The sequence below is a fragment of the Rheinheimera sp. KL1 genome (assembly GCF_001275035.1).
Lineage (GTDB): Bacteria > Pseudomonadota > Gammaproteobacteria > Enterobacterales > Alteromonadaceae > Pararheinheimera > Pararheinheimera tangshanensis.
In genome coordinates this window covers 271,036-297,271 of the sequence record NZ_LAMX01000026.1, presented here as the reverse complement: position 1 = coordinate 297,271, position 26,236 = coordinate 271,036, and the positions used below count along the sequence as shown (strand labels likewise).

25 protein-coding genes and 2 pseudogenes are annotated in these 26,236 nt (G+C 46.1%); 6 read left to right on the top strand and 21 right to left on the bottom strand.

Going from position 1 to position 26,236, the window contains the following annotated elements; all coding sequences use genetic code 11:
- Positions 1-7: 7 nt before the first annotated feature.
- From dnaE to rpsB, 16 genes and pseudogenes are all read right to left on the bottom strand, one after another.
- Positions 8-3,478, bottom strand: coding sequence for a DNA polymerase III subunit alpha (gene dnaE, locus WH43_RS15580; RefSeq protein WP_053425497.1), 3,471 nt, complete (start codon positions 3,476-3,478; stop codon positions 8-10).
- Positions 3,471-4,094, bottom strand: a complete 624-nt coding sequence (rnhB, locus tag WH43_RS15575; RefSeq protein ID WP_152342877.1) for a ribonuclease HII — start codon at positions 4,092-4,094, stop codon at positions 3,471-3,473. Before rnhB ends, dnaE begins: the two co-directional genes overlap by 8 nt.
- Positions 4,091-5,266: a lipid-A-disaccharide synthase gene (gene lpxB / locus WH43_RS15570; protein WP_053425496.1), complete on the bottom strand. Its 1,176-nt coding sequence runs from the start codon at positions 5,264-5,266 to the stop codon at positions 4,091-4,093. Before lpxB ends, rnhB begins: the two co-directional genes overlap by 4 nt.
- A complete protein-coding gene (gene lpxA / locus WH43_RS15565) occupies positions 5,266-6,036 on the bottom strand; it encodes an acyl-ACP--UDP-N-acetylglucosamine O-acyltransferase (RefSeq protein WP_053425495.1) in 771 nt (256 codons plus the stop codon). The genes lpxB and lpxA overlap by 1 nt, the downstream gene beginning before the upstream one ends.
- A 1-nt stretch (position 6,037) precedes the next feature.
- Positions 6,038-6,490, bottom strand: coding sequence for a 3-hydroxyacyl-ACP dehydratase FabZ (fabZ, locus tag WH43_RS15560; RefSeq protein ID WP_053425494.1), 453 nt, complete (start codon positions 6,488-6,490; stop codon positions 6,038-6,040).
- 17 nt (positions 6,491-6,507) lie between these two features.
- Positions 6,508-7,554 carry a UDP-3-O-(3-hydroxymyristoyl)glucosamine N-acyltransferase gene (lpxD, locus tag WH43_RS15555; protein WP_053425493.1) on the bottom strand — a complete coding sequence of 349 codons (1,047 nt, stop codon included), beginning with the start codon at positions 7,552-7,554 and terminating at the stop codon, positions 6,508-6,510.
- Entirely contained in the window at positions 7,554-8,072 is a 519-nt protein-coding gene (locus tag WH43_RS15550; protein ID WP_053425492.1) for an OmpH/Skp family outer membrane protein, read from the bottom strand. The genes lpxD and WH43_RS15550 overlap by 1 nt, the downstream gene beginning before the upstream one ends.
- Before the next feature lie 20 nt (positions 8,073-8,092).
- Entirely contained in the window at positions 8,093-10,585 is a 2,493-nt protein-coding gene (gene bamA / locus WH43_RS15545; protein ID WP_053425491.1) for an outer membrane protein assembly factor BamA, read from the bottom strand.
- A gap of 27 nt (positions 10,586-10,612) precedes the next feature.
- Positions 10,613-11,965, bottom strand: coding sequence for a sigma E protease regulator RseP (gene rseP, locus WH43_RS15540; RefSeq protein ID WP_053425490.1), 1,353 nt, complete (start codon positions 11,963-11,965; stop codon positions 10,613-10,615).
- Entirely contained in the window at positions 11,965-13,158 is a 1,194-nt protein-coding gene (ispC, locus tag WH43_RS15535; protein WP_053425489.1) for a 1-deoxy-D-xylulose-5-phosphate reductoisomerase, read from the bottom strand. Before ispC ends, rseP begins: the two co-directional genes overlap by 1 nt.
- Positions 13,158-14,021, bottom strand: coding sequence for a phosphatidate cytidylyltransferase (locus tag WH43_RS15530; RefSeq protein WP_053425488.1), 864 nt, complete (start codon positions 14,019-14,021; stop codon positions 13,158-13,160). The genes ispC and WH43_RS15530 overlap by 1 nt, the downstream gene beginning before the upstream one ends.
- Before the next feature lie 5 nt (positions 14,022-14,026).
- Positions 14,027-14,794, bottom strand: coding sequence for a polyprenyl diphosphate synthase (gene uppS / locus WH43_RS15525; protein ID WP_008900627.1), 768 nt, complete (start codon positions 14,792-14,794; stop codon positions 14,027-14,029).
- An 84-nt stretch (positions 14,795-14,878) separates the two neighbouring features.
- Positions 14,879-15,436: a ribosome recycling factor gene (frr, locus tag WH43_RS15520; RefSeq protein WP_053425487.1), complete on the bottom strand. Its 558-nt coding sequence runs from the start codon at positions 15,434-15,436 to the stop codon at positions 14,879-14,881.
- Positions 15,437-15,482: 46 nt separating this feature from the next.
- Positions 15,483-16,219, bottom strand: a pseudogene (gene pyrH, locus WH43_RS15515) (UMP kinase).
- A 220-nt stretch (positions 16,220-16,439) separates the two neighbouring features.
- Positions 16,440-17,312, bottom strand: a complete 873-nt coding sequence (gene tsf, locus WH43_RS15510) for a translation elongation factor Ts (protein ID WP_053425486.1) — start codon at positions 17,310-17,312, stop codon at positions 16,440-16,442.
- Between the two features lie 112 nt (positions 17,313-17,424).
- On the bottom strand, positions 17,425-18,153 hold the full coding sequence (gene rpsB, locus WH43_RS15505; protein ID WP_046519525.1) for a 30S ribosomal protein S2: 729 nt from the start codon (positions 18,151-18,153) through the stop codon (positions 17,425-17,427).
- A gap of 241 nt (positions 18,154-18,394) precedes the next feature.
- On the opposite strand from rpsB, the gene map reads away from it, so the two are divergent.
- From map to dapD, 4 genes are read left to right on the top strand one after another with little or no spacing between them, the layout of a single operon-like run.
- Positions 18,395-19,186: a type I methionyl aminopeptidase gene (gene map, locus WH43_RS15500; protein WP_053425485.1), complete on the top strand. Its 792-nt coding sequence runs from the start codon at positions 18,395-18,397 to the stop codon at positions 19,184-19,186.
- 47 nt (positions 19,187-19,233) lie between these two features.
- Positions 19,234-20,802, top strand: a complete 1,569-nt coding sequence (locus tag WH43_RS20825) for a bifunctional uridylyltransferase/uridylyl-removing protein GlnD (protein WP_286049822.1) — start codon at positions 19,234-19,236, stop codon at positions 20,800-20,802.
- On the top strand, positions 20,694-21,857 hold the full coding sequence (locus WH43_RS20820; protein ID WP_353504806.1) for an ACT domain-containing protein: 1,164 nt from the start codon (positions 20,694-20,696) through the stop codon (positions 21,855-21,857). The genes WH43_RS20825 and WH43_RS20820 overlap by 109 nt, the downstream gene beginning before the upstream one ends.
- 4 nt (positions 21,858-21,861) lie before the next feature.
- On the top strand, positions 21,862-22,686 hold the full coding sequence (gene dapD / locus WH43_RS15490; RefSeq protein WP_053425484.1) for a 2,3,4,5-tetrahydropyridine-2,6-dicarboxylate N-succinyltransferase: 825 nt from the start codon (positions 21,862-21,864) through the stop codon (positions 22,684-22,686).
- Between the two features lie 163 nt (positions 22,687-22,849).
- Here dapD and WH43_RS15485 read toward each other — a convergent pair whose 3' ends face one another.
- The 3 genes and pseudogenes from WH43_RS15485 to WH43_RS15475 all read right to left on the bottom strand — a co-directional run bounded on the left by WH43_RS15485 (position 22,850) and on the right by WH43_RS15475 (position 24,447).
- The gene (locus WH43_RS15485; protein ID WP_053425483.1) at positions 22,850-23,290 is read right to left on the bottom strand and encodes a flavodoxin; all 441 of its coding nucleotides are present in this window, start codon (positions 23,288-23,290) and stop codon (positions 22,850-22,852) included.
- A 26-nt stretch (positions 23,291-23,316) separates the two neighbouring features.
- Positions 23,317-24,132 carry a tRNA pseudouridine(65) synthase TruC gene (truC, locus tag WH43_RS15480; protein WP_286049821.1) on the bottom strand — a complete coding sequence of 272 codons (816 nt, stop codon included), beginning with the start codon at positions 24,130-24,132 and terminating at the stop codon, positions 23,317-23,319.
- Positions 24,107-24,447: pseudogene (locus tag WH43_RS15475) on the bottom strand (YqcC family protein). Before WH43_RS15475 ends, truC begins: the two are co-directional and overlap by 26 nt.
- Before the next feature lie 114 nt (positions 24,448-24,561).
- Between WH43_RS15475 and WH43_RS15470 the strand changes: the two are divergent.
- Entirely contained in the window at positions 24,562-24,858 is a 297-nt protein-coding gene (locus WH43_RS15470; RefSeq protein ID WP_053425481.1) for a DUF3301 domain-containing protein, read from the top strand.
- Here the strand turns inward: WH43_RS15470 and WH43_RS15465 are convergent.
- Together WH43_RS15465 and WH43_RS15460 are read right to left on the bottom strand one after the other, a co-directional pair.
- Positions 24,855-25,175 carry an Mpo1-like protein gene (locus WH43_RS15465; RefSeq protein WP_053425480.1) on the bottom strand — a complete coding sequence of 107 codons (321 nt, stop codon included), beginning with the start codon at positions 25,173-25,175 and terminating at the stop codon, positions 24,855-24,857. The genes WH43_RS15470 and WH43_RS15465 overlap by 4 nt on opposite strands.
- A gap of 3 nt (positions 25,176-25,178) precedes the next feature.
- Entirely contained in the window at positions 25,179-25,838 is a 660-nt protein-coding gene (locus WH43_RS15460; RefSeq protein ID WP_053425479.1) for a GNAT family N-acetyltransferase, read from the bottom strand.
- 125 nt (positions 25,839-25,963) lie between these two features.
- Between WH43_RS15460 and WH43_RS15455 the strand changes: the two genes are divergently transcribed.
- The gene (locus tag WH43_RS15455; RefSeq protein ID WP_053425478.1) at positions 25,964-26,191 is read left to right on the top strand and encodes a DUF2789 domain-containing protein; all 228 of its coding nucleotides are present in this window, start codon (positions 25,964-25,966) and stop codon (positions 26,189-26,191) included.
- The last annotated feature ends 45 nt before the right edge of the window (positions 26,192-26,236 follow it).

Below are 26,236 nucleotides of genomic sequence, written 5' to 3'. Positions count from 1 at the left end.
TACCTAATTAATGAAAATCCAGTTGTATTGTTGCTAATTGTCGCAATTGATGCAACAAAGCGTCTGTTGGGGTCACCCACCATTCGGTGCCCAGAGCCACAGTGATTTGACCTTCGTCACGCTGGTACACCAGCTTTACAGGCACTGTGCCTAATTTAAATTCGTGCATAGCTTGCTGCAGTTTTTGCAGATAATCCAGTCCCATTTGCTGTTGATGTACAGTTAAGGTCAAAGATTTTAAGCATTTTTCCCGTGCAGCTATGATGTCCACTACTTCGCGGCCCGACATTGTAAGGCCACCACTGAAATCATCAAAGCTGACCTGTCCCGACACCACCAAAATTTTGTCTTTTTGCAGCAAATGCTCGAAGTTTTCGAACTGTTCGGGGAAAAAACGTACATCTAAGCGGGCAGATTTGTCATCTAAAGTGACAATAGCCCAGCGTCTGCCTTTTTTATTGATCATGGTGCGTACAGACAAGACTAAACCTGCTGCATGCACCACCTGATCGCGTCGACCTGGCTGCATATCGACTAAACGGCCAGTGCTGTAATGCGGTAACTCTTCTAAATACCTATTGATCGGGTGACCGGTCAGGTATAAACCCAAGGTTTCACGTTCACCTTCGAGCCAAACTTCATCCGGCCAGATTGGCACTTGTTTAAAGGCACTGGCGGCATGTTCAGGCCCGGGCGCCATTAGACCAAATAAATCTGACTGGCCCACGGCTTCGGCTTTGGCCTGCTGCTCCGCGCCTTTCATCGCTTCTTCTAAAGTCGCCATCATCGCCGCACGGTGTGGGCCTAACTGGTCCATAGCACCTGATAAAATCAGCTTTTCAATGACGCGACGATTCAGCTGTTTTAAATCAACTTTATTACAGAAGTCGAACAAATCTGTGAAGCTGCCGTGTTTAGCGCGCGCCGCTAAAATAGCTTCGACCGGGCCTTCACCCACACCTTTTATCGCGCCTATGCCATAGACGATATGGCCCTGGCGGTTTACTGTAAATTTATATTCACCAGAATTCACATCAGGCGGGATCAATTTGAGCTTCATGTGCTCACATTCATCCACCAGAATAACGATTTTATCTGTGTTATCCATATCGGCAGACATGACGGCGGCCATAAACTCAGCCGGATAATGCGCCTTCATCCACAGCGTCTGGTAGGACACCAGCGCATAAGCAGCGGAGTGCGATTTGTTAAAACCGTAGCCTGCGAACTTCTCTACCAGGTCGAAGATTTTCATCGACAGTTCGGCATCGACGCCATTGGCAACAGCACCATCACGGAATGTATCGCGCTGCTTAGCCATCTCTTCTGGTTTCTTTTTACCCATAGCACGGCGTAATAAGTCAGCGCCGCCCAGTGAATAACCAGACAACACCTGCGCTATTTGCATGACCTGTTCCTGGTACAGGATAATACCGTAGGTCGGCTCCAGAATAGGTTTGAGTGACTCATGCTGCCAGGTCGAATCCGGATAGGAAATCTCTTCACGACCGCGTTTACGGTCGATAAAGTTATCCACCATGCCTGATTGCAAAGGACCGGGCCGAAACAGCGCCACCAGCGCTATCATATCCTCGAAGCAGTCTGGCTGCAGACGGCGGATTAAGTCTTTCATACCGCGACTTTCCAGCTGGAATACCGCTGTGGTATCCGCCTTCATTAATAAGTCGAAGCTCTTTCGGTCGGTCAGAGGAATAGTATTGATATCGACCAGCGGCTTGCCTTCACGGGCCAGACGCTCGTTGGTCATATTCACAGCCCACTGCAAGATGGTCAGTGTGCGCAAACCGAGGAAGTCGAATTTGACCAGACCTGCATATTCCACGTCGTTTTTATCAAACTGAGTGACGGGGTTATTGCCCTCTTCATCGCAATAGACAGGGGCAAAGTCGGTAATTTTAGTCGGCGCTATCACCACACCACCAGCGTGTTTACCAGCGTTTCTGGTTACCCCTTCCAGCTGACGTGCCATATCGATCAGATCTTTGACTTCCTGATCGGCCTCATAAAGCTCAGGTAAACGTGGCTCTTCTTTAAAAGCCTGTTCCAGTGTCATGCCAGGCGTGGGTGGAATAAGCTTAGAGATTCGGTCAACAAAACCATAAGGATGGCCTAAGACCCGTCCTACGTCGCGGATCACAGCTTTAGCCGCCATGGTACCGAAGGTGATAATCTGAGATACCGCCTCACGGCCATACATGTCGGAGACGTGTTCTATCACCTCGTCGCGCCTGTCCATACAGAAGTCGACGTCAAAGTCAGGCATTGACACCCGTTCAGGGTTTAAGAAACGTTCAAACAGTAAGTCAAATTCCAGCGGGTCAAGGTCGGTAATGCTCAGTGCATAAGCCACCAGAGAACCAGCACCCGACCCCCGGCCAGGGCCTACCGGAATATCGTTGTCTTTACTCCACTGGATAAATTCCATCACGACCAGGAAGTAACCAGGGAAACCCATCTGGTTAATAACGCCAAGCTCAATGTCTAAACGCTCGTCGTATTCAACCCGTTTAACTTCACGCACTTGTGGGTCGGGAAATAACTGCAGCAAGCGTTTTTCCAGACCTTCTTTTGATTTTAAAACCAAAAAATCAGCGTCGGATAAACCACCAGTCGGGAAAGCTGGCAGGAAGTATTCCCCTAAACGTATGGTGACATTACAGCGTTTGGCGATTTCAACTGAGTTTTGTAAGGCTTCAGGAATATCGGAGAACAGCTCCAACATTTCGTCGCTTGATCGCAGATACTGCTGCTCGCTGTAATTTTTTGGCCGTCTTTTATCTTCTAAAGTGTAACCATCATGAATGGCAACCCGGATTTCATGAGCAGGAAAATCGTCAGGGCTTAACATCACCACTTCATTGGTGGCCACCACAGGCAACTGTTCGCGCTCTGCCAGCTCTACTGCCGCCTGAATATAAGTTTCTTCATCCGGGCGACCAGTTCGGGTCAGTTCAATAAAAAACCGGTTGGGGAAATGCTCTTGATAAAACTGCACTAAAGCTAAAGCACTGGGCGCATTACCTTTAATTAAGGCTTTGCCTAAAGGGCCGTCTTTTGCGCCTGACAACACAATCAGACCTTCTTTGTATTCCACCAGCCAATCGTGATCAATCTGCGGTTTATGCTGCACGTGGCCACGTAAATAGGCCTTGGACAACAACATGGTCAGGTTCTGGTAGCCGGTATTATCAGACGCCAGAATCAATAAACGACAAGCCTCGCCCGGAAAAAGCGGATGCTGCACCCATAAATCAGCACCTACTATCGGCTTAATACCGGCTTCGTGCGCAGTACTGTAAAAACGCACCAGACCACACATGTTCATTTGGTCGGTTAGAGCAAGCGCAGGCATATTCAGCTCTTTCGCCGCTTTGACTATAGGCTTTATTTTTTTGATGCCATCGACCATCGAAAAGTCGCTGTGCACTCGTAAATGAATAAAAGCCGGATCAGCCATGCATCTGCTCCAATACATCCCGGACTGGCTTAAAACTGCGTCTGTGCTCTGCGATCACACCATGGGTTTTAATGGCAGCTAAATGCTCAGCAGTCGGATAACCTTTATGACCAGCAAAACCATAGTGCGGATAAGTGGCATCCAGCTGCTGCATTTCTTCATCCCGCGCCACTTTGGCCAAAATAGAAGCAGCACTGATTTCCGGTACTAAAGCATCCCCTTTGACCACAGCACTGGCTTGCACACCTATATCTTTCGGCACACGGTTGCCGTCTATTAAGGCCCATTCCGGCTTGATATGTAAGCCCTGTACAGCACGGGTCATCGCCAGCATAGTGGCGTGGAGAATATTTAAACTATCAATTTCATGCACTTCAGCACGGCCTAAGCTCCAGCTTAAAGCTTTAGCTTTAATTTCTTCAGCAAGCTGCAGACGTTTTTTTTCTGACAGTTTTTTCGAATCGTTGAGGCCAATAATAGGGTTATTCGGATCCAGTATTACAGCAGCTGTCACTACAGCGCCAACAAGCGGACCCCGTCCTACTTCGTCTACACCACAAATCAATGCGGCTGCTGGTCTTTGGTACGTTTCAGCATTCAGAGCTTTAACACTCATACAGGGTTTTCCATCACTTTTGCTATTGCCGCAGCAGCTTGTTCACTGGCGTTACAGCGGATCAATTGATGCAGCTCTGTAAAAGAGCCCACGCATGCTTGCTGCGCTTTTTGATCTTGTAATAAAGGTGCCATAGCTTTGACTAAATTATCTACCGTTACCTGCTCTTGCAGCAGTTCAGTCACTAAGGCTTTATCAGCCAATAAATTCGGCAGGCTAAAGAACTTCAATTTCACTAACCATTTGGCAATTTGATGCGTCAGCCAGTTCATCTTGTAGCCCACCACCATAGCGGTTTTGGCCAGCATGGCTTCTAAGGTGGCAGTACCTGAGGCGATAAACACAGCATCAGCCGCGGTTAAAACGGTACGGGCTTTACCAATTTCCAGTTGCACCACTAAATCCGGTGCGGCCTGTTGTTTGATTTGCTTGAACAACTCCGCTTTTTGCTCAGTCACCATATTACAAATCAGCTGTAAATCTGGTTGCTGACGTTTTAGTTCCTGTGCAGCAAGCAGATAATCCGCAGCTAATAATTTGATTTCATTGGTTCTGCTACCCGGCATAATAGCCAGCACTGGTGCTTCCGGGTTTAAACCCAGTTCAGTTTTGGCAGCGGCTTTATCAGGCTGCAAAGGCATTTGATCGGCCAGCGTATGACCCACAAAACTGCATGGCACATCAAATCTATCGTAAAAGGCTTTTTCAAAAGGCAATAACGCCAGCACCATATTGGTGGCTTTGGCTATTTTAAAAATTCGTTTTTGCCGCCAGGCCCAGACCGAAGGGCTGACATAATGCACAGTTTTAATACCAGCGGCTTTGAGCTTGAGCTCCACCGGAATATTAAAATCCGGTGCGTCTATACCAATAAAGACATCAGGCTGTGTGGCAGTAAGATGCTCCAGCAGCTCTTTGCGCACCTGCAACAAACGTGGCAAGCGGCCTAACACCTCCACTATGCCCATCACCGCCAGCTCTTCCATATCAAACAAAGCGCTAAAGCCTTCGGCTTTCATCCGCTCACCGCCTATGCCATAAAATTCGGCCTGCGGGTACAAAAGCTTCAAAGCGCGAATTAAATCAGCACCTAAAATATCGCCGGAATGTTCTCCGGCGACTAAGGCGACTTTCACTGAATAAGGAGCTATCTTGGATTGCAATTCACCCATCAGCGGATAATGCCACGGCTGGAGTTGGCGATAAAATCAGTGAAGGCTTTGACTTCCGGGAATTCGGCAGATTTCTCTGCCAGAGCATCCAAAGCTTCCTGCACTGTTAAACCTTTACGATAGACTTCTTTATAAGCGCGGCGTACTTCTAAAATCGCATCGGCGCTGAAGCCACGACGTTTTAAACCTTCAACATTTAAACCAGCCGGAACAGCATGGGAGCCGTGTGCCATCAGGTAAGGAGGAACATCTTTGACTACAATAGAGCCTCCACCGATAAAGGCATGAGCACCTATATGACAGAACTGATGAATACCACTCATACCGCCTAAAATAGCCCAGTCACCAATATGCACATGGCCAGCAGATTGAGCACCGCTGGCAAAAATCACGTTATCACCAATCACGCAGTCGTGCGCCACATGAGTGTTATTCATAAAGAGGTTATTCGACCCTATACGGGTGACCCCTTTGTCCTGAATAGTGCCACGATGCACAGTGCAATTTTCACGGAATACATTGTTGTCACCAATAATAAGTTCCGTTGGCTCGCCGTTGTATTTTTTGTCCTGACAATCTTCACCTATGCTGGTGAACTGGTAAAAGTGATTGCCTTTACCTATAACGGTCGGGCCTTTGAGCACCACATGAGATTCAAGCACAGTGTTATCACCGATCACCACATTGGCAGCGATATAACAAAATGGTCCAACTTTGACGTTTTGGCCAAGTACAGCACCTGTTTCAATCACAGAGGTAGGATGGATCATATTAAAGCTCTCTTCTGGCACACATCAATTCAGCACTACAAACGACCTGGCCATCCACTTTGGCTTCACCATAAAACTTCCACAAATTACGGCGTTCTTTTAAGAACTTCACTTCTAATACCAGCTGATCACCAGGAACTACTGGTTTCTTAAAACGAGCTTCGTCTATAGCAGCAAATAAGTACAGCTCGTTTTCAGCACGTTCTGTTACTGTTTTAAAGCCCAAAATACCCGTGGCCTGAGCGAGCGCTTCCAGAATTAACACGCCTGGGAAAATTGGCATAGTAGGGAAATGACCAGTGAATATAGGTTCGTTAATAGTCACGTTTTTAATAGCAGTCAAAGATTCGCCTGGAGTGAAATCCAAAACCCGGTCGATCATTAAAAATGGATAGCGATGCGGCAACAGGGCCATGATTTCCTGTATTTCAAGGATATTCAATTGGTTAGCCAAAGTGAACCTCTTTTATTTTATTCGTCTTTTGAAGGCGGTTGGGATAAAACAGCCATTTGCTGTTCAAGTTCCCGTAATTTTTGATACATCTGATCCAGTTGACGAAACCGGACGCTATTTTTCCGCCATTCCAGATTAGTGCTGGCCGGAGTACCGGATGAATAGATACCTTTTTCGGTAATAGACTTAATAATCATCGACATGCCGGTGATTTGCACGCCATCACAAATCTCCATATGACCATTGATAGCACAAGCACCACCAATAATGCAGTAACGGCCAATTTTAGTGCTGCCCGCGACCACTGTGCAACCCGCAATGGCGGTATGATCGCCAATCTGCACGTTGTGAGCAATTTGTACCTGATTGTCCAGAATAACGTTATTGCCAATCACTGTATCGCCTAATGCACCACGATCTATGGTGGTATTAGCGCCAATTTCAGTATCGTCACCTATGATGACAGTACCGACCTGAGGGATCTTCAACCAGCGGCCACGTTCATTGGCAAAACCAAAACCATCTGCACCTATCACTGCGCCGCTGTGCACCAGACAGTTTTTTCCAAGCCGTACGCCGTGGTAGAGGGTCACATTAGGCCAAACTTTACAGCCATCGGCTATATGAGCCTGTTCACCAACAAAACAACCGGCGCCAATCTGTACATTCTCACCTATCACAGCTCCAGCGGATATCACCACGTTGGGGCCAATAACGGCAGAATCCGCTACGGAAGCAGAAGGGTCTATCACTATATTCTGCCCCCGCCCATAAGCGGCAGCAGGTGTGGAATCTAATAATTGAGCTATTTTCGCAAATGCCACATAAGGGTCTATTACGATCAGTGCATTGACCGGACAATAGCTCTGGTCCTCAGCTTTGATCAGCACAGCACCGGCTTGAGTCGATTGTAAGAATTTACGGTACTTGCTGTTGGATAAGAAGCTTAACTGAGATCCTGTGGCGTCTTCTAATGTGCCAACGGCACTGATCAGTGCCGTGGCGTCTCCAACTAGCTGAGCATTGAGCTGCTCAGCTATAAAAGCCAGAGTAAGCTTAGCCATTATTTGGCTTTGCTCACCTGAGCTACAACAGCATTAGAGATGTCATATTCAGGTTTAACGAACACACCAGCCTGAGCATTTAAGATCAGGTCATAGTTGTCTTTTTTCGCAATAGCATCGATGGCAGTTTTCACTAAGCCCATCAGCTTATTACGCTCTTCAGCCTGACGCTTACGGTAGTCTTCATCCAATGGACGAGCTAACTGCTCGTAGCTGCGCATTTGTTTTTCCATCTCACCTTGCAGAGTTTTCTTCTGCTGGTCGTTCATGGTTGCGCCATCACGCTTTAATTTTTCCTGATTAAAAGCAATGTCTTTTTCCAGCTTTTGTACTTCAGCGATGCGGCCTTCGAACTCAGCTTTTAATGTATTTTGAATAGAAGTCGTTTGAGGCAATTGAGCGACAATAGCTTGCACATCCACCAAACCAATTTTCATTTCTTTTGCTGCAGCAGTACCAGCCATGAACAGACCAGCCATCAACACTAATGCAGTTTTTGCTAAGCTTTGCTTAAACATGTTTTCCATTTCCCATAAATTTAGAATGTAGTACCAATATTGAAACTAAAGTTTTCTTGATCATCACCCTCTTCTTTCTGGATGATTTTAGCCAAACTAAATGTCAATGGACCCATAGGCGAAATCCATTGCAGAGAAAGACCCGTCGAAATACGTATTAAGCCTGGATCTGAATAGTCTAACAGCGCAGGACTGTTAAAATTCTGACTTGTCGTTGGGCTTAGACCGTCGTAACGACTTAAATCAAACTCTGTATCCCAGACGTTACCTGCATCAACAAACAGGCTGGTACGTATCTGGTTCACATAATCCTCACCAACAAAAGGTGTTGGTGTGATTAACTCAAGGGTAGCAATAGCCATGGCATTACCACCCGTTGATCGTGGTGACACTAAATAAGTGTCAAAACTTGGGTCAGTCGGGAAAGCCCCGGCCAGCCCTGTTGGATTAGGTAATCCAGGAACTGTACTAATCTGACGATAAATCGCATGAGGACCGATAATACGAGCTTCAAAACCACGTAAATTCTGACCACCAGCATAGAAGTTGTCGGTAAATGGCAGCGTATAATCATAACCATCTTTGCTACCATAACCATTACCGTAGCCAAGTTCCAGCTTACTTAAGAACGACCAGCGGTGGTCATTACTTAAAGGAATGTACTTACGGGCTTCAAAAGTCGTTTTGAAGTACTGCAAATCAGAATTAGGTGTCGTAATACGACCACTTAATACCATTTCATGACCAGCTGTTGGGAATAAACCACGGTTTAATGTGCTTTGGATCCAACTTGCAACCAGTTCATAGTTAGTAAACTTGTAGCCGCCATCCGGGTCATTCTTATCCATCAATACAGCTCTGAAATGACGCAACTGATCATATTCAGACAAAGAGTTAATTTCGTTCACAGCATAGTTACTGCCGAAGTTTAACCTGTTGTATTCGTTAATCGGATAACCAATAGAAGCACCAAAACCATAACGTTTTTGTTTGTAGGCTTCTAAGTTAGACGACAAACTGGAATAGTCTGTGTCTGAATAGAAAACCTGCCCACCCAGACTCACCCCATCCAGCGTAAAGTAGGGATCTGTGACAGACAATGAAATCTGTTTGTTGTATCTGTTAGTGCTTAAGCTGATTCCAGCCGAGTTACCAGTACCAAAGAAGTTTTGTTGTTCAACCCCAATTTGGAAGGACAAGCCCTGGAAATCACCATAAGAGATACCAGCATTAAAGTTACCTGACGGCTGTTCTTTAATTTTGTAGCTGACATCAACTTTATCATCTACACCAGCAACTTCTTTGGTTTCGAATTCGACTTTTTCGATATAAGGTAAACGCTGAATACGCTCTTTGGACAACTCCAGCGCATCGTTGGATAACCAGGCACCTTCCATCTGACGGACTTCACGACGAATGACTTCATCTTTGGTTGAGGCATTACCTGCTACTTCCAGACGACGCACATACACCCGCTTTCCTGGCTCCACACTGATGGTTAAAGCCACTTCTTTAGTATCATCATTGATGGTCGGGATGGTACGAACTTTAGAATTAGCATAACCAAAACGGGCCAGTAACTTAGCAATACTCTCTTCGGTATAGGTCACCAAAGCGCCGTTGTATAACTGTCCGGCTTTCAGCGGCAAAAGCGCCTTAATAAAAGCGTCCTGACCTATTAAGTCACCGACAAAATCCACACCAGTAATAGTGTACTGCTCACCTTCAGTCACGTTCAGCGTCACATACACTGAGTTTTTATCTGTACTGACAGAAACCTGATTCGCATCAATGTTAAAACGCAGGTAACCCCGGTCTAGGTAGTAACTACGAATTTTCTCAAAGTCACCTTGTAAGGTTTGCTTCTGGTAACGGTCTGAAGACAAAAAGCGCCACCAGGGTAAATCGTACTTAGATTCGATATTTTTCAGCAGCTCTTCGTCACTGAATAACTCGTTACCTACCACGTTGATCTGACGGACAGAAGCGGCATCCCCCTCCTCAAATTCAATCTTCAGGTTGACCCTGTTACGAGGTAAGTACGTGACCTTCATCTTGACCGTGGCGTTGTATTTACCTACGCCGTGGTAGAACTCTGTTAAGCCGTTTTCAACTTCTTTGATTACGGTTTTATCTAAAGGCTCGCCAACAATAATCTTTTGACCTGTTAAACTTTCATTTAACTGCTCTTCTTTGATGTCTTTGTTGCCATCAAACTCAATGTTATTGATGGTTGGACGCTCTTTTAAGCGATAAATAACAGTACTGCCATCACGAAACACCTGAATGTCGTCAAAGTGCCCTGCAGCATACAGACTTTTGATACTGCGGGATAAAGTCGTATCTGTGATGGTATCGCCAATGTTAAACGGCAGATTATTTAATGCTGCACCAAGCGCAACACGTTGCAAGCCTTCGACCTGAATGTCTTGCACAGTAAATGATTGTTCAGCGAGCACCGAGTTACTTAAACCAGCAAGTAACATCGCGGCTACTAATCGTTTAATTGTCATTGTTTTGGACTACTTTTGATTAGTTTATTACAAACGAGAAATATCGTTGAGCAGCGCAATTCCCATTAATGTCAGCAGCAACAGAGCTCCGATCCGGAAACCCAGCTCCTGCGCCTTCTCAGAGACAGGTTTGCCGCGTATTAGTTCCAGCACAAGATACATTAAATGGCCACCATCCAAAATAGGCAGGGGCAGTAAATTTATCACCCCAAGGTTGACACTGATCAGTGCTAAAAAGGAAATAAAGGCAATCAAGCCAATATCTGCGCTGCTTCCAGCGCCTTGTGCTATCGAAATTGGTCCACTTAAATGTTTGACAGAAATATCACCAAAAATGAATTTTCCAATCATTGAGAAGCTTAACCGCACCAATTGCCATGTCTTTTCTACCCCAACAACAACCGCCTGTACAGGGCCATATTGCTGAGTGAACAATAAATGCTCAGGCCAGGGTAAAACTTTTGGACTGACCCCCAAATACCCCTGATGAAAACCATCAGCAGTTTCACGGCTTTGAGGAGTGACCAGAATATCCATGCTCTGCCCGTTACGTTCGATACCAAAAAGCAGAGGCTTATCAGGGCTGTTTTGCACCAAAGTGACCACGGAGTTCCAGTCAGCTACAGCTTTTCCATCCACAGAAACCAGTTTATCACCCAACTGCAAACCCGCAGTTTCAGCTGCTGAACCTGGCTGGATCTGGCTGATCTCATTGAGAACCTCTGGTCGCAGTGGCTCCAGGCCTAAACTACCAAAAACGCTTTGTTTGTCCGGGTCAAAGGCCCAATCTGTTAAATCCAGCTGATAACTTTGGTCGCTGCCCTCAAGTTGCTGCACTGTAATGTCCACAGCCCGACTACCGACTTGCTCAACCAGCAATAAGCTGATAGCGCGCCAGTCTTCCACAGACTCACCATTAATTGCCGTGATTTGGGCATTGGCTGGCACACCTGCTTTAGCAGCAATAGATTCGGCAGTTACCTGCCCTATCACAGGCTTGATATTCGGCACACCAATTAAATACATGCCCCACAGCAACACAATAGCGAACAGAAAATTTGCCACAGGACCTGCGGCAATAATGGCCATACGTTGCCAAACCGTTTTGCTGTTAAAGCTTAAGTCTTTAAATTGCGGTAATACAGGGTCTACCCGCTCATCCAGCATCCGGACATAACCACCCAATGGGATCATCGCAATTACAAATTCAGTGCCTTGTTTGTCGCGCCAACGGTAAATAGCTTTACCAAAACCTATAGAAAAACGTTTCACCAGCACATTATTTTTTCGAGCCACCCAAAAATGACCAAACTCATGCACAGTCACCAGCAGGCCAATAGCAATGACAAAGCTGATTAAATTCCAGATAAAACCCGACATTAACTCACCTTTTTCAATTGATCGTGCACATAAATTCTGGCCTCTTGGTCAAGGCTCAGAATACTTTCTAAATCAGGCGCTTTTATAGAGGCAAAACGCTCCAGAGCTTGCTCATTTAACACAGCGATATCGGTAAAACGGATCTGACCAGCTAAAAATGCCGCGACTGTCATCTCATTGGCAGCGTTCAGCGCCGTGGTAGCGCCCTGACCATAACTACAGGCAGCTATCGCCAGATATAAATTCGGGTATCGCGCTGGTTCTGGTTTAGAGAAGCTGAAATCGGCTAATTCAAAAAAATTCAGCGGTTTGACATGAGTCTGAATACGTTTTGGGTAAGCCAGCGCATGAGCTATAGGAGTACGCATATCGGGCTGCCCCAATTGCGCCAGCACAGAGCCGTCTGTGTATTGCACCATCGAATGGATAATACTTTGTGGATGGATCACCACCTGAATGTCGTCGGCCGCACAATTAAATAACCAGCGCGCTTCAATAAATTCCAGGCCTTTATTCATCATGGTGGCGCTGTCGACAGAGATTTTTTGCCCCATCACCCAGTTCGGATGAGCTACAGCCTGAGCGGGCGTAATGCTTGAGAATTCGTGCAGGTCTTTGCGTAAAAATGGGCCACCACTGCCAGTCAGCAACAGTTTACTAATACCGTAATCAGATAATTGTTGTGTGGCGGTATTTTGCTGTAAAGCGGCGGGCAAACACTGAAAAATAGCGTTGTGTTCGCTGTCTATCGGCAATAAAGTCGCACCATAGTGCTGCACTTTATTGATAAACAACTCACCACTCATCACCAGTGCTTCTTTATTAGCCAGTAATACAGTTTTGCCTTGTTCAACAGCAGCTAAAGTAGGTAATAAACCCGCTGCGCCAACAATAGCAGCCATCACTATGTCGACATCAGGATGAGCAGCTAAATCACAAAGGGCCTCAGCGCCAGCCCAAACTTCAGTCGGAAGATTAGCCTCTTTCACCAATTGACGTAATTGGTCTGCGGCTAATGGGTCTGTCATCACCGCATAACGAGGCTTAAACTGCTGAATTTGCACAAACAGCTTATCCACCTGAGTGGCAGCTGTTACCCCTAACACCTGATAGTCATCGGGGTGCATAGCCACAACATCCAGTGTATTGCAGCCTATAGAGCCTGTAGCGCCCAGGATCACTAAAGTCCGCATTACGCGAAGCCTCCGATCAAGGCAACCAACACAGCGTATAACGGTGCTGTGGCCGTCAGGCTGTCGATACGATCCAAAATACCGCCATGACCCGGGATAATGCTGCCACTGTCTTTTAAGCCAGCCACACGTTTAAACATACTTTCGCTTAGATCACCAAATACCGACAAAATAGTCAGCACTAAAGCGGCCAGATACCAGGTGACGGTTTCTTCCGGAAAGCCTTGGTAATAAGCCACAGCTGTAACCAGCAGCATCACAAAACCGACACCACCGAGCATACCTTCGAGCGTTTTACCCGGACTGACAGCTGGCAATAATTTGCGTTTACCAAAAGGCTTACCAATAAAATAACCGCCTATATCAGCAGCCCAAACAATACCTAACAGTAAACAAATCAACCAGGCTCCTGTGTAACTGGACTGGTGAAAATCGACAGAGCGGATCAAAAGTAAAGCTGTCCAGGCTGGTACCAAGGTGAACCAGCCCATTAAAGCCCGGCGTAAATGGCCCTGAGCCCAACTTTGGCTGCTACGCGGATAACTTAATACCAGCAGGACCGCTATCAACCACCACACCACACCCATGGCTAATAAGCTGTTGCTTAAATGATCCAGCTGTACAGGCCAATAGGCCGTATCTGGCAATTGCCAATAAATCAACGCCATACTCAGGGCCACAATGGCTATAAAACTATATTGGCTGGGTTTGGTTCTGTAGCCGCAGAATAAACTCCACTCCCAGGCCCCAATCAAAAAAGCGGCAGCGATAAAAATGGCGAAATAGTGTAGAGGTAGGAAAAAAACTGCGGCTAGCGCCAAAGGCGCCATGATCAGGGCTGTAATTACTCGTTGCTTAAACAAATTGGTTATCCTTGTATCGGACGCATTGCCAGCTCACGGATCTGTGCTCCGGTACAACCAAAACGCCTCTCCCGACTGGCGTAGGTTGCCAAAGCTTCCGAAAACACCTGATCATCAAAGTCAGGCCATAAGGTTTCGGTAAACCATAACTCAGCATAAGCAGCTTGCCACAACAAAAAGTTACTGATGCGTACATCACCACCGGTACGGATCATTAGATCCAACTCGGGCTGGTCATGCATTTGCATGCAACCTGATAACAATTGTTCGTCAATTTGTGCTGCAGTCATCTCACCATCAGCGACTTTTTGCGCTAATTGTTGTGCTGCCTGCACTATGTCCCAGCGTCCGCCATAATTAGCAGCCACATTCAGGGTCAAAGCTGTATTCTGAGCTGTAAGCTGTTGCGCCTCTTTAATATGTTGTTTTAGTTTGTCGCTAAAAGGAGACAAGTCTCCGATAATATTCAGCCGTACATTGTTTTTGTGCAGGGTTTTCACTTCCTGCTGTAATACCAGTAAAAACAGCTGCATCAAACCGCTGACTTCGTCTTCAGGTCGACGCCAGTTTTCACTGCTAAAGGCAAATAAGGTAAGAGACTGGATGCCTAATTTACGGCAAAAGCTCACGGCGCGACGCACTGCATCGACACCTTTTTTATGACCCCATACCCGAGGTCTGCCCTGCCGTTCAGCCCAGCGTCCGTTGCCGTCCATGATAATGGCGACATGTTGTGGCAACGCGTTTTGTAACGCGGTTTGCACTTCTGTCATCTGAATCTGACCTTGTCACAATAATAAAAAACGCCGCGAAGTATACCCTACACGGCGCTATTTCCCTAATCAGGGTTGGGTTGATTAAACTTCCATCAACTCTTTTTCTTTGTCCGCTAAAACCTCATCCACCTTCTTTACAAAGGCATCGGTCAGCTTCTGAACTTCGTCTGCCGCTTTACGCTCGTCGTCTTCACCAATTTCTTTATCTTTTAATAAAGTCTTCAGATCAGCGTTTGCGTCACGACGTATGTTACGCACAGCAACACGGGCACCTTCAGCTTCGTTACGAACGACTTTGACTAAATCACGACGACGTTCTTCAGTCAGTGGAGGCAAAGGTACACGAATAGTAGTACCTGCGCTCATTGGGTTTAAGCCCAAATCTGATTGCAAAATAGCTTTTTCTACAGGCTGGATCAGAGTTTTATCAAATACGCTGATGGTCAGAGTGCGGGCATCTTCTACCGACACGTTGGCAACCTGACGTAATGGTGTATTGGCACCATAATAAGACACCTGAATACCGTCTAATAAACTTGGGTGAGCACGGCCGGTACGGATTTTTGACAATTGGCTTTTCAGCGCTTCAACGCTCTTTTCCATCCGGGTTTTACTGTCTTTAAGAATATCGTTAATCACTTTGGCTATTCCTTTTTTTTGCTACACCAAAAAAGTGGCAGTTAGTTTACTGTAATTTTTCGGCGTGGTCGATCAATGTGCCTTCTTCTTCACCCAGCACTACACGTTTCAGTGCACCAGGCGTATTCATATTAAAGACACGAATTTGCATATTATGATCACGGGCCAAAGTAAAGGCCGCTAAATCCATCACTTTTAATTCTTTTTCCAGCACTTCTGTGTAGCTTAATTTGCTGTACAGAGTGGCTGTTGGGTCTTTGACCGGGTCGGCAGAATAGACACCATCTACTTTAGTGGCTTTTAATACCGCATCGGCTTCAATTTCAATACCACGTAAACAGGCTGCTGAATCTGTGGTAAAAAATGGATTACCAGTACCGGCAGAGAAAATCACTACACGGCCAGATTTTAACAGGCTAATAGCTTCTGCCCAGCTGTAATTATCACAGACGCCGTTTAATGGAATGGCAGACATCAGGCGGGCATTGACAAAAGCACGGTGCAGCGCGTCACGCATCGCCAGACCATTCATCACTGTGGCTAACATACCCATATGGTCACCGACCACACGGTTCATGCCAGCTTTGGCTAAGCCTTCGCCACGAAAAATATTGCCGCCACCAATCACAATCGCAACCTGAATACCTAATTCAACCAGCTCTTTGATTTCCTGAGCCATCCGATCCAACACTTTAGGGTCTATACCAAAGCCTTCTTCACCCATCAGGCTTCACCACTGAGTTTTAATAAAATTCTTCTGTAGGCGAGTTTTGGATTGCTCATGTGGTCCTCTTTATATCTGGAAGGTGCAACCTTGCTGTGGGTCATTTTTATATACATGGGTTTGTATAACAAGCCAAACGTACCGTACATCCTGTACATCGTCGAAAAATTGCTCCTGCATTTTCGACGTACCGTACATCCTGTACATAAAAAAACCGCGACAGACGAAGGTCAGGTCGCGGTTATTCTAGCTGGTTTCAAAGCATTGCTAAAGCGTAAATTACTTCTTAGCAGCAGCGATTTGAGCAGCAACTTCAGCAGCGAAATCAGTTTCTGCTTTTTCGATGCCTTCACCTACTTCTAAACGGATGAAGCTAACAGCTTTAGCACCGTTTTGTTTCAGGAAGTCACCAGTCGTGATTGAAGGATCTTTCACGAAAGGTTGGCCAGTTAAAGAAACTTCGCCAGTGAACTTGGTCATACGACCAGCAACCATTTTCTCAGCGATTTCTTTTGGCTTGCCGCTGTTGATAGCGATTTCGATCTGGATTTCCTGCTCTTTAGCAACAACTTCAGCTGGCACTGACTCTGGAGTCAGGAATGAAGGGTTGTTAGCAGCAACGTGCATAGCAACGTCTTTAGCGATATCTTCGTTACCGCCTTCCAGTACCACTAACACACCGATACGGCCTGAGTGAGTGTACTGACCAATCACGTCACCCTGTACTACAGAGATACGACGGATTGCGATATTTTCACCGATTTTAGTGACCAGTGTGGCGCGGGCTTCTTCAACTGTAGCGTCGCCCAGCTTGGCAGCAGACAATTCTTCAACAGTGAACAGCTTGTTGGCATGAGCCAGGTCAGCAGCAGCGTTAGAGAAAGCCAGGAAGCTAGCGTCACGACCTACGAAATCTGTTTCACAGTTAAATTCGATTGCAACAGCGTAACCGTTACCAACGCGAGTGATCACAGTACCTTCAGCAGCAATACGGCCAGCTTTCTTAGCAGCTTTAGCCTGACCATTTTTACGCATTAATTCGATTGCGCCTTCGATGTCACCTGCAGTTTCTTCTAAAGCTTTTTTGCAGTCCATCATGCCAGCGCCAGTGCGCTCGCGTAATTCTTTTACCATACCAGCAGTTACAGCCATGGGGAGTTCCTCGCAAAATTTTTTCGTGGACAAACAGGGGCAATTAAACTGCCCCTGTAAGTTTAAACTTGCTTTATGTAGCCTTGGTTACAAGGCTACAGAGACAATGCAATTACTCAGCAGCGACGAAGTTTTCAGATTCAGCCTGAACTTCGATGTTTTTGCTGCGGCCTTCAGTGATGGCCTGATTGACTGCGCCCAGGTATAACTGGATAGCGCGGATAGCGTCATCGTTACCAGGGATCACAAAGTCAACACCTTTAGGATCTGAGTTAGTATCAACGATAGATACAACTGGGATACCCAGGTTGTTGGCTTCTTTAATTGCAATGTGTTCGTGGTCGGCGTCGATCACAAACAGAACATCAGGCAAGCCGCCCATGTCTTTGATACCACCTAAGCTTTTTTCCAGCTTGTCCATTTCACGGGTACGGTCTAAAGCTTCTTTTTTAGTCAGCTTGTCGAAAGTACCGTCCTGGCTTTGAGATTCCAGATCTTTTAAACGCTTGATAGACTGGCGAACAGTTTTCCAGTTAGTCAGCATGCCACCTAACCAACGGTGGTTTACATAGTACTGGTCAACTTGCAAAGCAGCTTCTTTGATTGCTTCAGAGGCAGCGCGCTTAGTACCAACAAACAGGATTTTGCCTTTTTTAGCAGCAACAGACTGAATGAAAGCTAAAGCATCGTTCATCATTGGAACAGTTTGTTCCAGGTTGATGATATGAACACGGTTACGAGCGCCGAAAATGAATGGCTTCATTTTTGGGTTCCAGTAACGTGTTTGGTGACCGAAATGTACGCCCGCCTGGAGCATATCGCGCATAGAAACTTTTGCCATTATAAATATTCCTTAGTAATGGGGTTGGGCCTCCATACATCCCATAAAACCGACTGTAACTCAATGAGTTGCAGCACCCCGGCTTATGTGTCGATGTATGTGTGTTGTTTAGTTAATTGCAGTTTTAATCTGCGTTTTGCGTTTTTAGCAGAATCTGATTTGCCAAATCGCGGCGCGCTTTATACCATAAGCACCCTTGAAACACAATGAAATGTGTATTTTTACAGCAGAGAGAGATGGCATGGCCGCGATTATTAAAACAGCAGATCAGATCGAAAAAATGCGTGTAGCAGGTAAGTTGGCTGCCGAAGTATTAGAGATGATTGAGCCATACGTCAAAGCCGGTGTCACCACCGAAGAGCTCAATACCATTTGCCATAATTATATTGTCGATGTGCAGCAGGCTATCCCTGCCCCTTTGAATTACCACGGCTTTCCAAAATCCATTTGTACATCAGTCAATCAGGTGATTTGCCATGGTATTCCGTCAGCGGAGAAAAAACTCAAAGACGGCGACATTATCAATATCGATATCACTGTGATTAAAGATGGTTTTCACGGCGATACGTCAAAAATGTTTGTCATTGGCAAACCCAGCATTATGGCTGAGCGTTTAATACGTGTGACTCAGGAATGTCTGTACAAAGGTATCCGTAAAGTGAAAAACGGTGCCCGTTTAGGGGATATAGGTTTTGTGATCCAGCAACACGCAGAGCAGCACAGCTACTCAGTAGTGCGTGAATACTGTGGTCATGGCATAGGCCAGGTCTTCCACGAAGACCCGCAAGTTTTGCATTATGGCCGCCCTGGCACTGGCGATACCTTAAAAACCGGTATGTGTTTGACGATAGAACCGATGATCAACGCAGGAGAGCGTCACAGTAAATTGTTAAAAGACGGCTGGACGGTTGTGACTAAAGATCGTAGTTTATCAGCGCAGTTTGAACACACTATTGTTGTGACAGACACAGGCTGCGAAATTTTAACGTTACGATCTGACGACACCATAGAACGAATAGTCACGGCCGACTGAGTCGAAACCAGACTGAAGGCGGCCGCCTAAGACCTGAGGTAAAGCAAATGAACATGGCGCTGGCGTTTAATAAGTCTTTACCTGGTTTATGCACTCTGGATAGTTACAAAAAATATTTTGCTGAGTTTAATGACTGGCTGAAAAATGCTTTTGAACATCAAACTGTTGGCAATTTAGTCAAAGCCCGCGCTCGTTTTATCGACGAAGTGCTGGTGTCTTTATGGCAACATTTTGACCTGCATACACACAAAAAAATCAGTCTGATAGCGGTCGGTGGCTATGGCCGGGGTGAATTACACCCCTGCTCCGACATCGATTTATTGTTATTAACCGACAGCAAACTCGACGCCCAGCAAAAAGAACAAATCAGTCAATTTATTACCTTGCTGTGGGATTTACGTTTAGAGGTCGGTCACAGTGTGCGCAGCGTCAAAGAGTCTGTCACGCTCGGTAAAGAAGACATCACCATTGCCACTAACCTGATGGAAATGCGCTTGCTCACCGGCAGCAAAGACTTGTTTGATGAGTTGCAGGCTCAGGTCTGTAAAGACAACTTCTGGACTTCTCAGGCATTTTTCCAGGCCAAAAGGGATGAACAACAACAGCGTCATGCCCAGTATCACGGCACAGCCTATAACTTAGAGCCGAATTTAAAAGCCAACCCCGGAGGTCTGCGTGATATTCAGACCATAGGCTGGGTGGCGAAAAAGCACTTTAATACCAGAACTATGCGTGAACTGGTGGCTTATCAGTACCTGACGGAAGATGAATATCAGGAGCTGATGGAGTGTGAGGCTTATTTATGGCAAATGCGTTTTGCCCTGCATGTCGAATCTGGCCGTAACGAAAACCGTATTTTGTTTGATTATCAGCCTGCTGTCGCTAAACGCCTGGGTTTTGGTGATGATGGCAAAGCCTCTGTCGAACGTATGATGAAACGGTTTTTCCAGACGGTGCAACGGGTGGCTGAGCTGAACGATATGCTGCTGCAGCATTTTGACGGCAGTATTCTCAATAGCCAAAGCAAACTGAAACAGCAAAAGCTGGATGATTTTTTTGAACTGACCGGTCATTTAATTCGCGCTACCGATAATGCAGTCTTTGCCCGACGTGAAAATATTCTGCGGCTGTTCTGGCATATCGCCAATAATTCCAATATCACTGGCATTCACTCCGACACCATTCGTCTATTACGTTTGGTCCGGCGTCGTCTGATGGGTGACTTGCAGGATTATGAAGCCTGCCGTCAGCTTTTTATGAGTATTATGCGTCACCCGCGCGGTATGGACAGAGCTATAACGTTAATGCACCGCCACGGCATCTTAGCCTCTTATCTGCCAGCCTGGCGTAATATTGTCGGTCAGATGCAGTTTGACTTATTCCATGCTTACACTGTGGATGAACATACTCACCGTGTGCTGAAAAACTTATACCGCTACTCACAGGCAGGTTTTGAGAACGAGTTTCCGCTTTGCACTGACATAGTCAAACGTATGGAAAACCGGAGATTTTATATCTGGCCGGTATTTTCCATGACATCGCCAAAGGCAGAGGCGGCGATCACTCAGAGCTGGGTTCGCTGGATGCACGTGAATTTGGCAAACTGCATAAGTTAAGTGACTTTGACAGCAAATTGCTGGCCTGGTTAGTCGAAAGTCATTTATTGATGTCGGTCACAGCGCAGCGTCGCGATATTCACGACCCGGCTGTGATTGCTGAATTTGCTGACAAAGTGCGCGACGAAACCCGGCTCAACTACCTCTATTGCCTGACGCTGGCCGATATTCGCGCCACCAACGACAATTTATGGAATGACTGGAAAGGCTCGTTATTACGGGAGCTGTATTTAGGCACCCAAAAAGCCTTCCGCCGTGGCCTTGAGAAGCCAATGGATCTACGAGATCTCATTCGCGAAAATCAGGCCGAAGCCATGAAGTTATTACAAAAACAAGGATTTACCGAACACGAAGTGTTGCAGTTGTGGGGGCGGATCAAAGCAGATTATTTCGCTCGCTACAACCCAAAGCAAATCGTCTGGCACTGCGAACATATTTTGCGCCACAAAGACCCCAATGAGCCTTTGGTGCTGGTGGATAAAACTCCTTACCGCGGCAGTACTCAGGTCTTTATCTATACACCGGATCAGGACAACTTATTTGCCCATTTAGTGGCAGCGCTAGACAGCAAAAAAGTCAATATTTTTGATGCCCAGATCATGACCAACAAAGACGGTTATGCCATGGATACCTTTGTAGTATTGGAGCAAAACGGCGAACCAGTCACCTCGCCCTCCCGTTTACAGAGCCTCAAACGTGCACTGGAAACTTATATTAGCGGCAAACCAGATCTGTCGCGCGGTAAACAACGTTTATCCCGCCAGATGCGCCCCTTTAATATAGCGCCGAAAGTAGTGTTTATTCCGGGCGCCAATAAACACCGCACCATGGTGGAAATTACTGCGCTGGATATGCCGGGTTTACTGGCTGATATAGGTTCGGTATTCCAGCAATGTGAGATTAGTATTCACGCCGCCAAAATCACTACCATAGGCGAGAAAGCCGAAGACTTTTTTATGATTTCTACGAGACAAGATCAGGCGCTCGATGCCGATCAACAATCACAGCTGCGTCGTGTTCTTGTCGAACAATTAACTCATGTGACAGAGGGATAAAGTTTTGTCAGATTTAAAATCCGTTATCGAAGCCGCGTTTGAACAACGTGCGTCCATTACTCCAGCCACTGTAACTGCTGAAGTCAAAGCTGCCGTCACTGCAGCTATTGAACTTCTGGACAGCGGAAAAGCCCGTGTTGCGGAAAAAATCGCTGGCGAATGGGTCACTCACCAATGGCTGAAAAAGGCGGTGTTATTGTCTTTTCGTATCAATGACAATCAGGTGATGGACGGCGCTGAAAACCGTTTCTTCGATAAAGTACCGATGAAATTTGCTGACTACACACACGAGCGTTTTGTCGCTGAAGGTGTGCGTGTTGTGCCTCCTGCAGCAGTGCGTAAAGGCAGTTTTATCGATAAAAACGTGGTGCTGATGCCATCCTACGTCAATATCGGCGCTTATGTCGGTGAAGGCACTATGGTGGACACCTGGGCCACTGTGGGCTCCTGTGCTCAAATTGGTAAAAACGTCCACTTATCCGGTGGCGTAGGCATTGGTGGTGTATTAGAGCCGCTGCAGGCTAACCCAACTATTATTGAAGACAACTGCTTTATCGGCGCCCGTTCTGAAGTAGTGGAAGGTGTCATCATCGAAGAAGGCGCAGTGCTTTCTATGGGTGTCTATATCAGCCAGTCAACCCGTATTTATGACCGCGAAACCGGCGAAATCACTTATGGCCGTGTACCTGCAGGTGCAGTAGTAGTACCAGGTTCTATTCCATCTAAAGATGGTACACATAGCTTGTACGCCGCTATTATCGTCAAAAAAGTAGATGCCCAGACCCGCGCTAAAGTGGGTATTAACGCTCTGCTGCGTAGCATCGACTAAATCCGTCGTACTTGAAGCTGCAGCTTTGTTGACCGAGTGATTTTAAGGAAAGATTCTCGCCCCAGTCGCATAGTACGCTATGCTCCTGGGGTCTCGCTCGTTTGTCGCCTTGCTGCAACTCCAATTACTTAGAATTTGCATAGACGGACACCAAAGTAACCTATTAAAACTGCTGTTCTATCCAGGGTAAAGCCAGATCTTCAGCTTGCAAGATCTCGCCTGCATCTATCTCTAAAGTCGGTGCCATAGCTGTGCCTTGTAATTCAGAGAGTAACTCAGAGAACTGTTTACCAGCACCACAAAAGGTATCGCCATACCCACTGTCTCCGAGAGAAATCACAGCGTAACTTTTACCTGTTAACAACGGGAATCGGTCTTTTACATCAACAAAAAATGGCAGCAAGTTGTCCGGAATATCGCCCTGACCTGTAGTGGAAGTAATCACCAACCAGATATCCGCTGAGAACGCTAATACGTCATTCAGTTTTGGCTCCAGATTCAACTGAGTCAGATAGCCCTTGGCTTGCAAAATTTTTTCAGCCTCTTCGGCGACAAACTGTGCACCGCCGTAGACAGTGCCGACCATAATAGATACTTTTTTCATAAAACCCCTACGTTATAACTATCGTTTTATAAAGAGATTAGGCCTGCTAACTCTGAGCGCTCAAAAAAACTGTTATACCAGCTCTCGTCCGTGGGCCAGCTGAATTCTTTAAATAACACTTCTACTTCACCCAGTGGTGCTTCGATCACTAAATCGACACCAGTGACCGGATGTTTTAATTCCAGTCTTTTGGCAATTAATAACAATCTATGGCTACTCAAATGCTCTGCAAACAAGCGGTTATGTTTACCTTCGCCATGCGTAGTATCGCCCACTATAGGGTGGCGTAAATGCGATAAATGCCGGCGCAGCTGGTGCTTACGACCCGTTAAAGGCTGTAAAGCCACTAGCGAGTATCGGGCCACCGGATATTTGCCTACCGCAAGTGGCAATTCGATCTGTGCCAAAGGCCATAGGGCTGTTATAGCTTCCTGTTTGTCTTTGTCCTGACTTGCCTGTTTGTCAGCAATCTTATCCAGTTGCTCCTTCAGCGGATAATCCAAAATCCCGGCTTGTTTGACAAAACCGCGACAGACAGCCAAGTAGAATTTTCGCCAATGCTGCTCTGTAAGTTGCTCTGTCAGTAAACGGGCGACATCAGCAGATAAGGCAAATAACAAGACGCCAGAGGTGGGTCTGTCAAGCCTGTGCACTGGAAACACATGCTGCCCTAGCTGATTACGCAAGGTTTGCATCACAAAGACTGTTTCGTGCCTATCTAAAAAAGAGCGATGCACCAGCATGCCTGCAGGTTTATCTATAGCCACCAGAAACTCGTCCTGATACAAAATCTCAAGTACCGGCGCTTCATTCAATTCAGGCTCGTTCAACACTTTGCTCACGTTGACCACTTAATAATTCATCCAAATCCGCAATACGATTAATCAGTAACAAAGTGTGACTTCCTAAATGCTTAAACGCCTCTTCGGCAATAGGGCAGACTGCAATTTGCTGAGGTAACGGCAAGCGGCCCTCCACCAAAGCACGCATGCGCGGTAAAAACACAAACTGCAGCCAATTTTCCAAAGGCATGGTATCGCAAAAAAAGGGGCAGTACTCTGCATCGCCTCTTCACTTGGAGCTATTACAGTCCAGAGCTTTGCCACTTTTAATTCGCTTTCAATCTGATTTAATAACTCTGTGACTTTTAGGTACATGCTTGTTTGGATCCTCCCCTTTCTTGCAAAGATTTTATCACAGCATGGGCCTGAGCTGCCTTGCAAAAACACTAGTGCATCGCCATTATGCTTATTCAAAACAAAGGAGAAGTAATGGATTTTGTCTGGTTATTATTGTTAGGTATGGCATTTGTTTATGCATTCTTATTGCAGCGTAAGCAGGATGAAACAGCCATTAAGCTGGCCAAACATTTGTGTAAACAGCAGCAATTGCAGTTTTTGGAATGTGCTAGAGGCAAACATCAGTTTGCTAAACTGGACAACAGATGGCGCTGGTTTACCAGCTATCAGGTCGATTTTAGTGGTGATGGTGAGAGCCGTTATCAGGCCGAACTGCGTTTATCCGGCCTGCGTTATTTAAGCTTTCAGTTACCGCCCTATAGAATTTAAGGCAGTTTTTGTAATTTCTGCTCCAACTGTCCGGTCAGAAAATCTTTGTACATCACCCAATCTGCCGCCAGACTATAAAACGGATATTTAAAGGTGGCAGGTTTGTTGTGTTCAAATTTAAAGTGCCCTACCCAGGCAAAACCATAACCTGCTACTAACATCAGCCACCAGTAACTCCATAAACCTGTGACAACCAAAGTGGTCAGAATAGCCAGTACCAAAGTGGAGCCGATGTAATGCAGGCGGCGACAAACAGGATCTTTATGCTCTGATAAGTAATAAGGGTAAGACTCGGAAAAACTGCGAAAGCCGGACATCTGTTACTCCACCAGGGTTAAAGGACTGCTTTGTCTTGATCTGAACATTAACGTACCTTTGACCTTGCTAAAACTCAACTCTGTCACTTGCTGATAATGATCGGCACTAAAAAAAGCTTTATTTTTTTCCAGTGTCACAAAAACACCAATGCCCAAAGACGCAGGACTTTGTTCAACAATTGAATCCACCGCATGCATTAAATAATGCCCTAATCCCAAGTGTTGATACTGTGGCGAAATAGCGATAAAAGCCAACATATGATAATGCTGTACCGGCATAGCCGCATGAATACGTTGCTCTTTTTCCAATAATTGTTTTGTAGACACATAACCTGCGGTCAGTAACATTTTTAAGCGCCAATGCCAGAATCTATCGCCACTCAATTTAGAGCCCGGCTCGGTAACGCAAGCCACACCTAACAGCTGTTGCTCAATAAAAATTCCTATCACAGGCTGTTCTTCCTGCCAGAACACATTCAGCTCTTCCCGTATTGCAGCCCTTAGCCTTTGTTCATAATCTGTTTTTTCAGACTGGAAAATATCCATAAACACTGGATCATCATGATAAGACTGGTATAACAAGGACGCTGCTAATTTCAGTTCATCAGGAGTTAACAACTGTGCTTTAAGCTGGTTCAAATCAAGAGCGGGTTGATTTGGCATGGTAAGTTCCTGTTCTATATTGTAGTTTGACTATCAACATAGCAGCAGGGCGGCAGATTGCCAATGCACCAGCCCTCTCAGACGACTACACTTGACATCACTCTTCGTAATCAAGGGATCTTAAAATGGATATGACCACACATGATATACCCACTTTATTTGCTCAGCTGGGTTTGGATAACAGTCCTTCAGCGATTAAAGCCTTCGTTGCCAGCCATAAAATTCCGGCAGACTTGTCGTTAGCTCAGGCGTCGTTCTGGACCGATGCTCAGGCTAGTTTTTTAGCAGAAAATTTAAAACAGGATGCAGATTGGAGCGAAGTGATCGACCAATTAAATGTTATGTTGAGATAAACAGCAGCGATAAAGGGAAGCGCCACCAAAGGTAGTACTTCCCTG

What these genes read in the sequence shown, in the direction of transcription:
- WH43_RS20825 (WP_286049822.1), top strand. Translation starts at nt 19,234, where the DNA reads ATGAACATGGCGCTGGCGTTTAATAAGTCTTTACCTGGTTTATGCACT.
- rnhB (WP_152342877.1), bottom strand. Translation starts at nt 4,094, where the DNA reads ATGAGTGTTAAAGCTCTGAATGCTGAAACGTACCAAAGACCAGCAGCC.
- map (WP_053425485.1), top strand. Translation starts at nt 18,395, where the DNA reads ATGGCCGCGATTATTAAAACAGCAGATCAGATCGAAAAAATGCGTGTA.
- lpxA (WP_053425495.1), bottom strand. Translation starts at nt 6,036, where the DNA reads ATGATCCATCCTACCTCTGTGATTGAAACAGGTGCTGTACTTGGCCAA.
- bamA (WP_053425491.1), bottom strand. Translation starts at nt 10,585, where the DNA reads ATGACAATTAAACGATTAGTAGCCGCGATGTTACTTGCTGGTTTAAGT.
- rseP (WP_053425490.1), bottom strand. Translation starts at nt 11,965, where the DNA reads ATGTCGGGTTTTATCTGGAATTTAATCAGCTTTGTCATTGCTATTGGC.
- WH43_RS15455 (WP_053425478.1), top strand. Translation starts at nt 25,964, where the DNA reads ATGGATATGACCACACATGATATACCCACTTTATTTGCTCAGCTGGGT.
- WH43_RS15470 (WP_053425481.1), top strand. Translation starts at nt 24,562, where the DNA reads ATGGATTTTGTCTGGTTATTATTGTTAGGTATGGCATTTGTTTATGCA.
- uppS (WP_008900627.1), bottom strand. Translation starts at nt 14,794, where the DNA reads ATGACAGAAGTGCAAACCGCGTTACAAAACGCGTTGCCACAACATGTC.
- WH43_RS15465 (WP_053425480.1), bottom strand. Translation starts at nt 25,175, where the DNA reads ATGTCCGGCTTTCGCAGTTTTTCCGAGTCTTACCCTTATTACTTATCA.
- rpsB (WP_046519525.1), bottom strand. Translation starts at nt 18,153, where the DNA reads ATGGCAAAAGTTTCTATGCGCGATATGCTCCAGGCGGGCGTACATTTC.
- dnaE (WP_053425497.1), bottom strand. Translation starts at nt 3,478, where the DNA reads ATGGCTGATCCGGCTTTTATTCATTTACGAGTGCACAGCGACTTTTCG.
- WH43_RS15460 (WP_053425479.1), bottom strand. Translation starts at nt 25,838, where the DNA reads ATGCCAAATCAACCCGCTCTTGATTTGAACCAGCTTAAAGCACAGTTG.
- ispC (WP_053425489.1), bottom strand. Translation starts at nt 13,158, where the DNA reads ATGCGGACTTTAGTGATCCTGGGCGCTACAGGCTCTATAGGCTGCAAT.
- WH43_RS15550 (WP_053425492.1), bottom strand. Translation starts at nt 8,072, where the DNA reads ATGTTTAAGCAAAGCTTAGCAAAAACTGCATTAGTGTTGATGGCTGGT.
- tsf (WP_053425486.1), bottom strand. Translation starts at nt 17,312, where the DNA reads ATGGCTGTAACTGCTGGTATGGTAAAAGAATTACGCGAGCGCACTGGC.
- lpxD (WP_053425493.1), bottom strand. Translation starts at nt 7,554, where the DNA reads ATGGCTAAGCTTACTCTGGCTTTTATAGCTGAGCAGCTCAATGCTCAG.
- lpxB (WP_053425496.1), bottom strand. Translation starts at nt 5,266, where the DNA reads ATGGGTGAATTGCAATCCAAGATAGCTCCTTATTCAGTGAAAGTCGCC.
- WH43_RS15485 (WP_053425483.1), bottom strand. Translation starts at nt 23,290, where the DNA reads ATGAAAAAAGTATCTATTATGGTCGGCACTGTCTACGGCGGTGCACAG.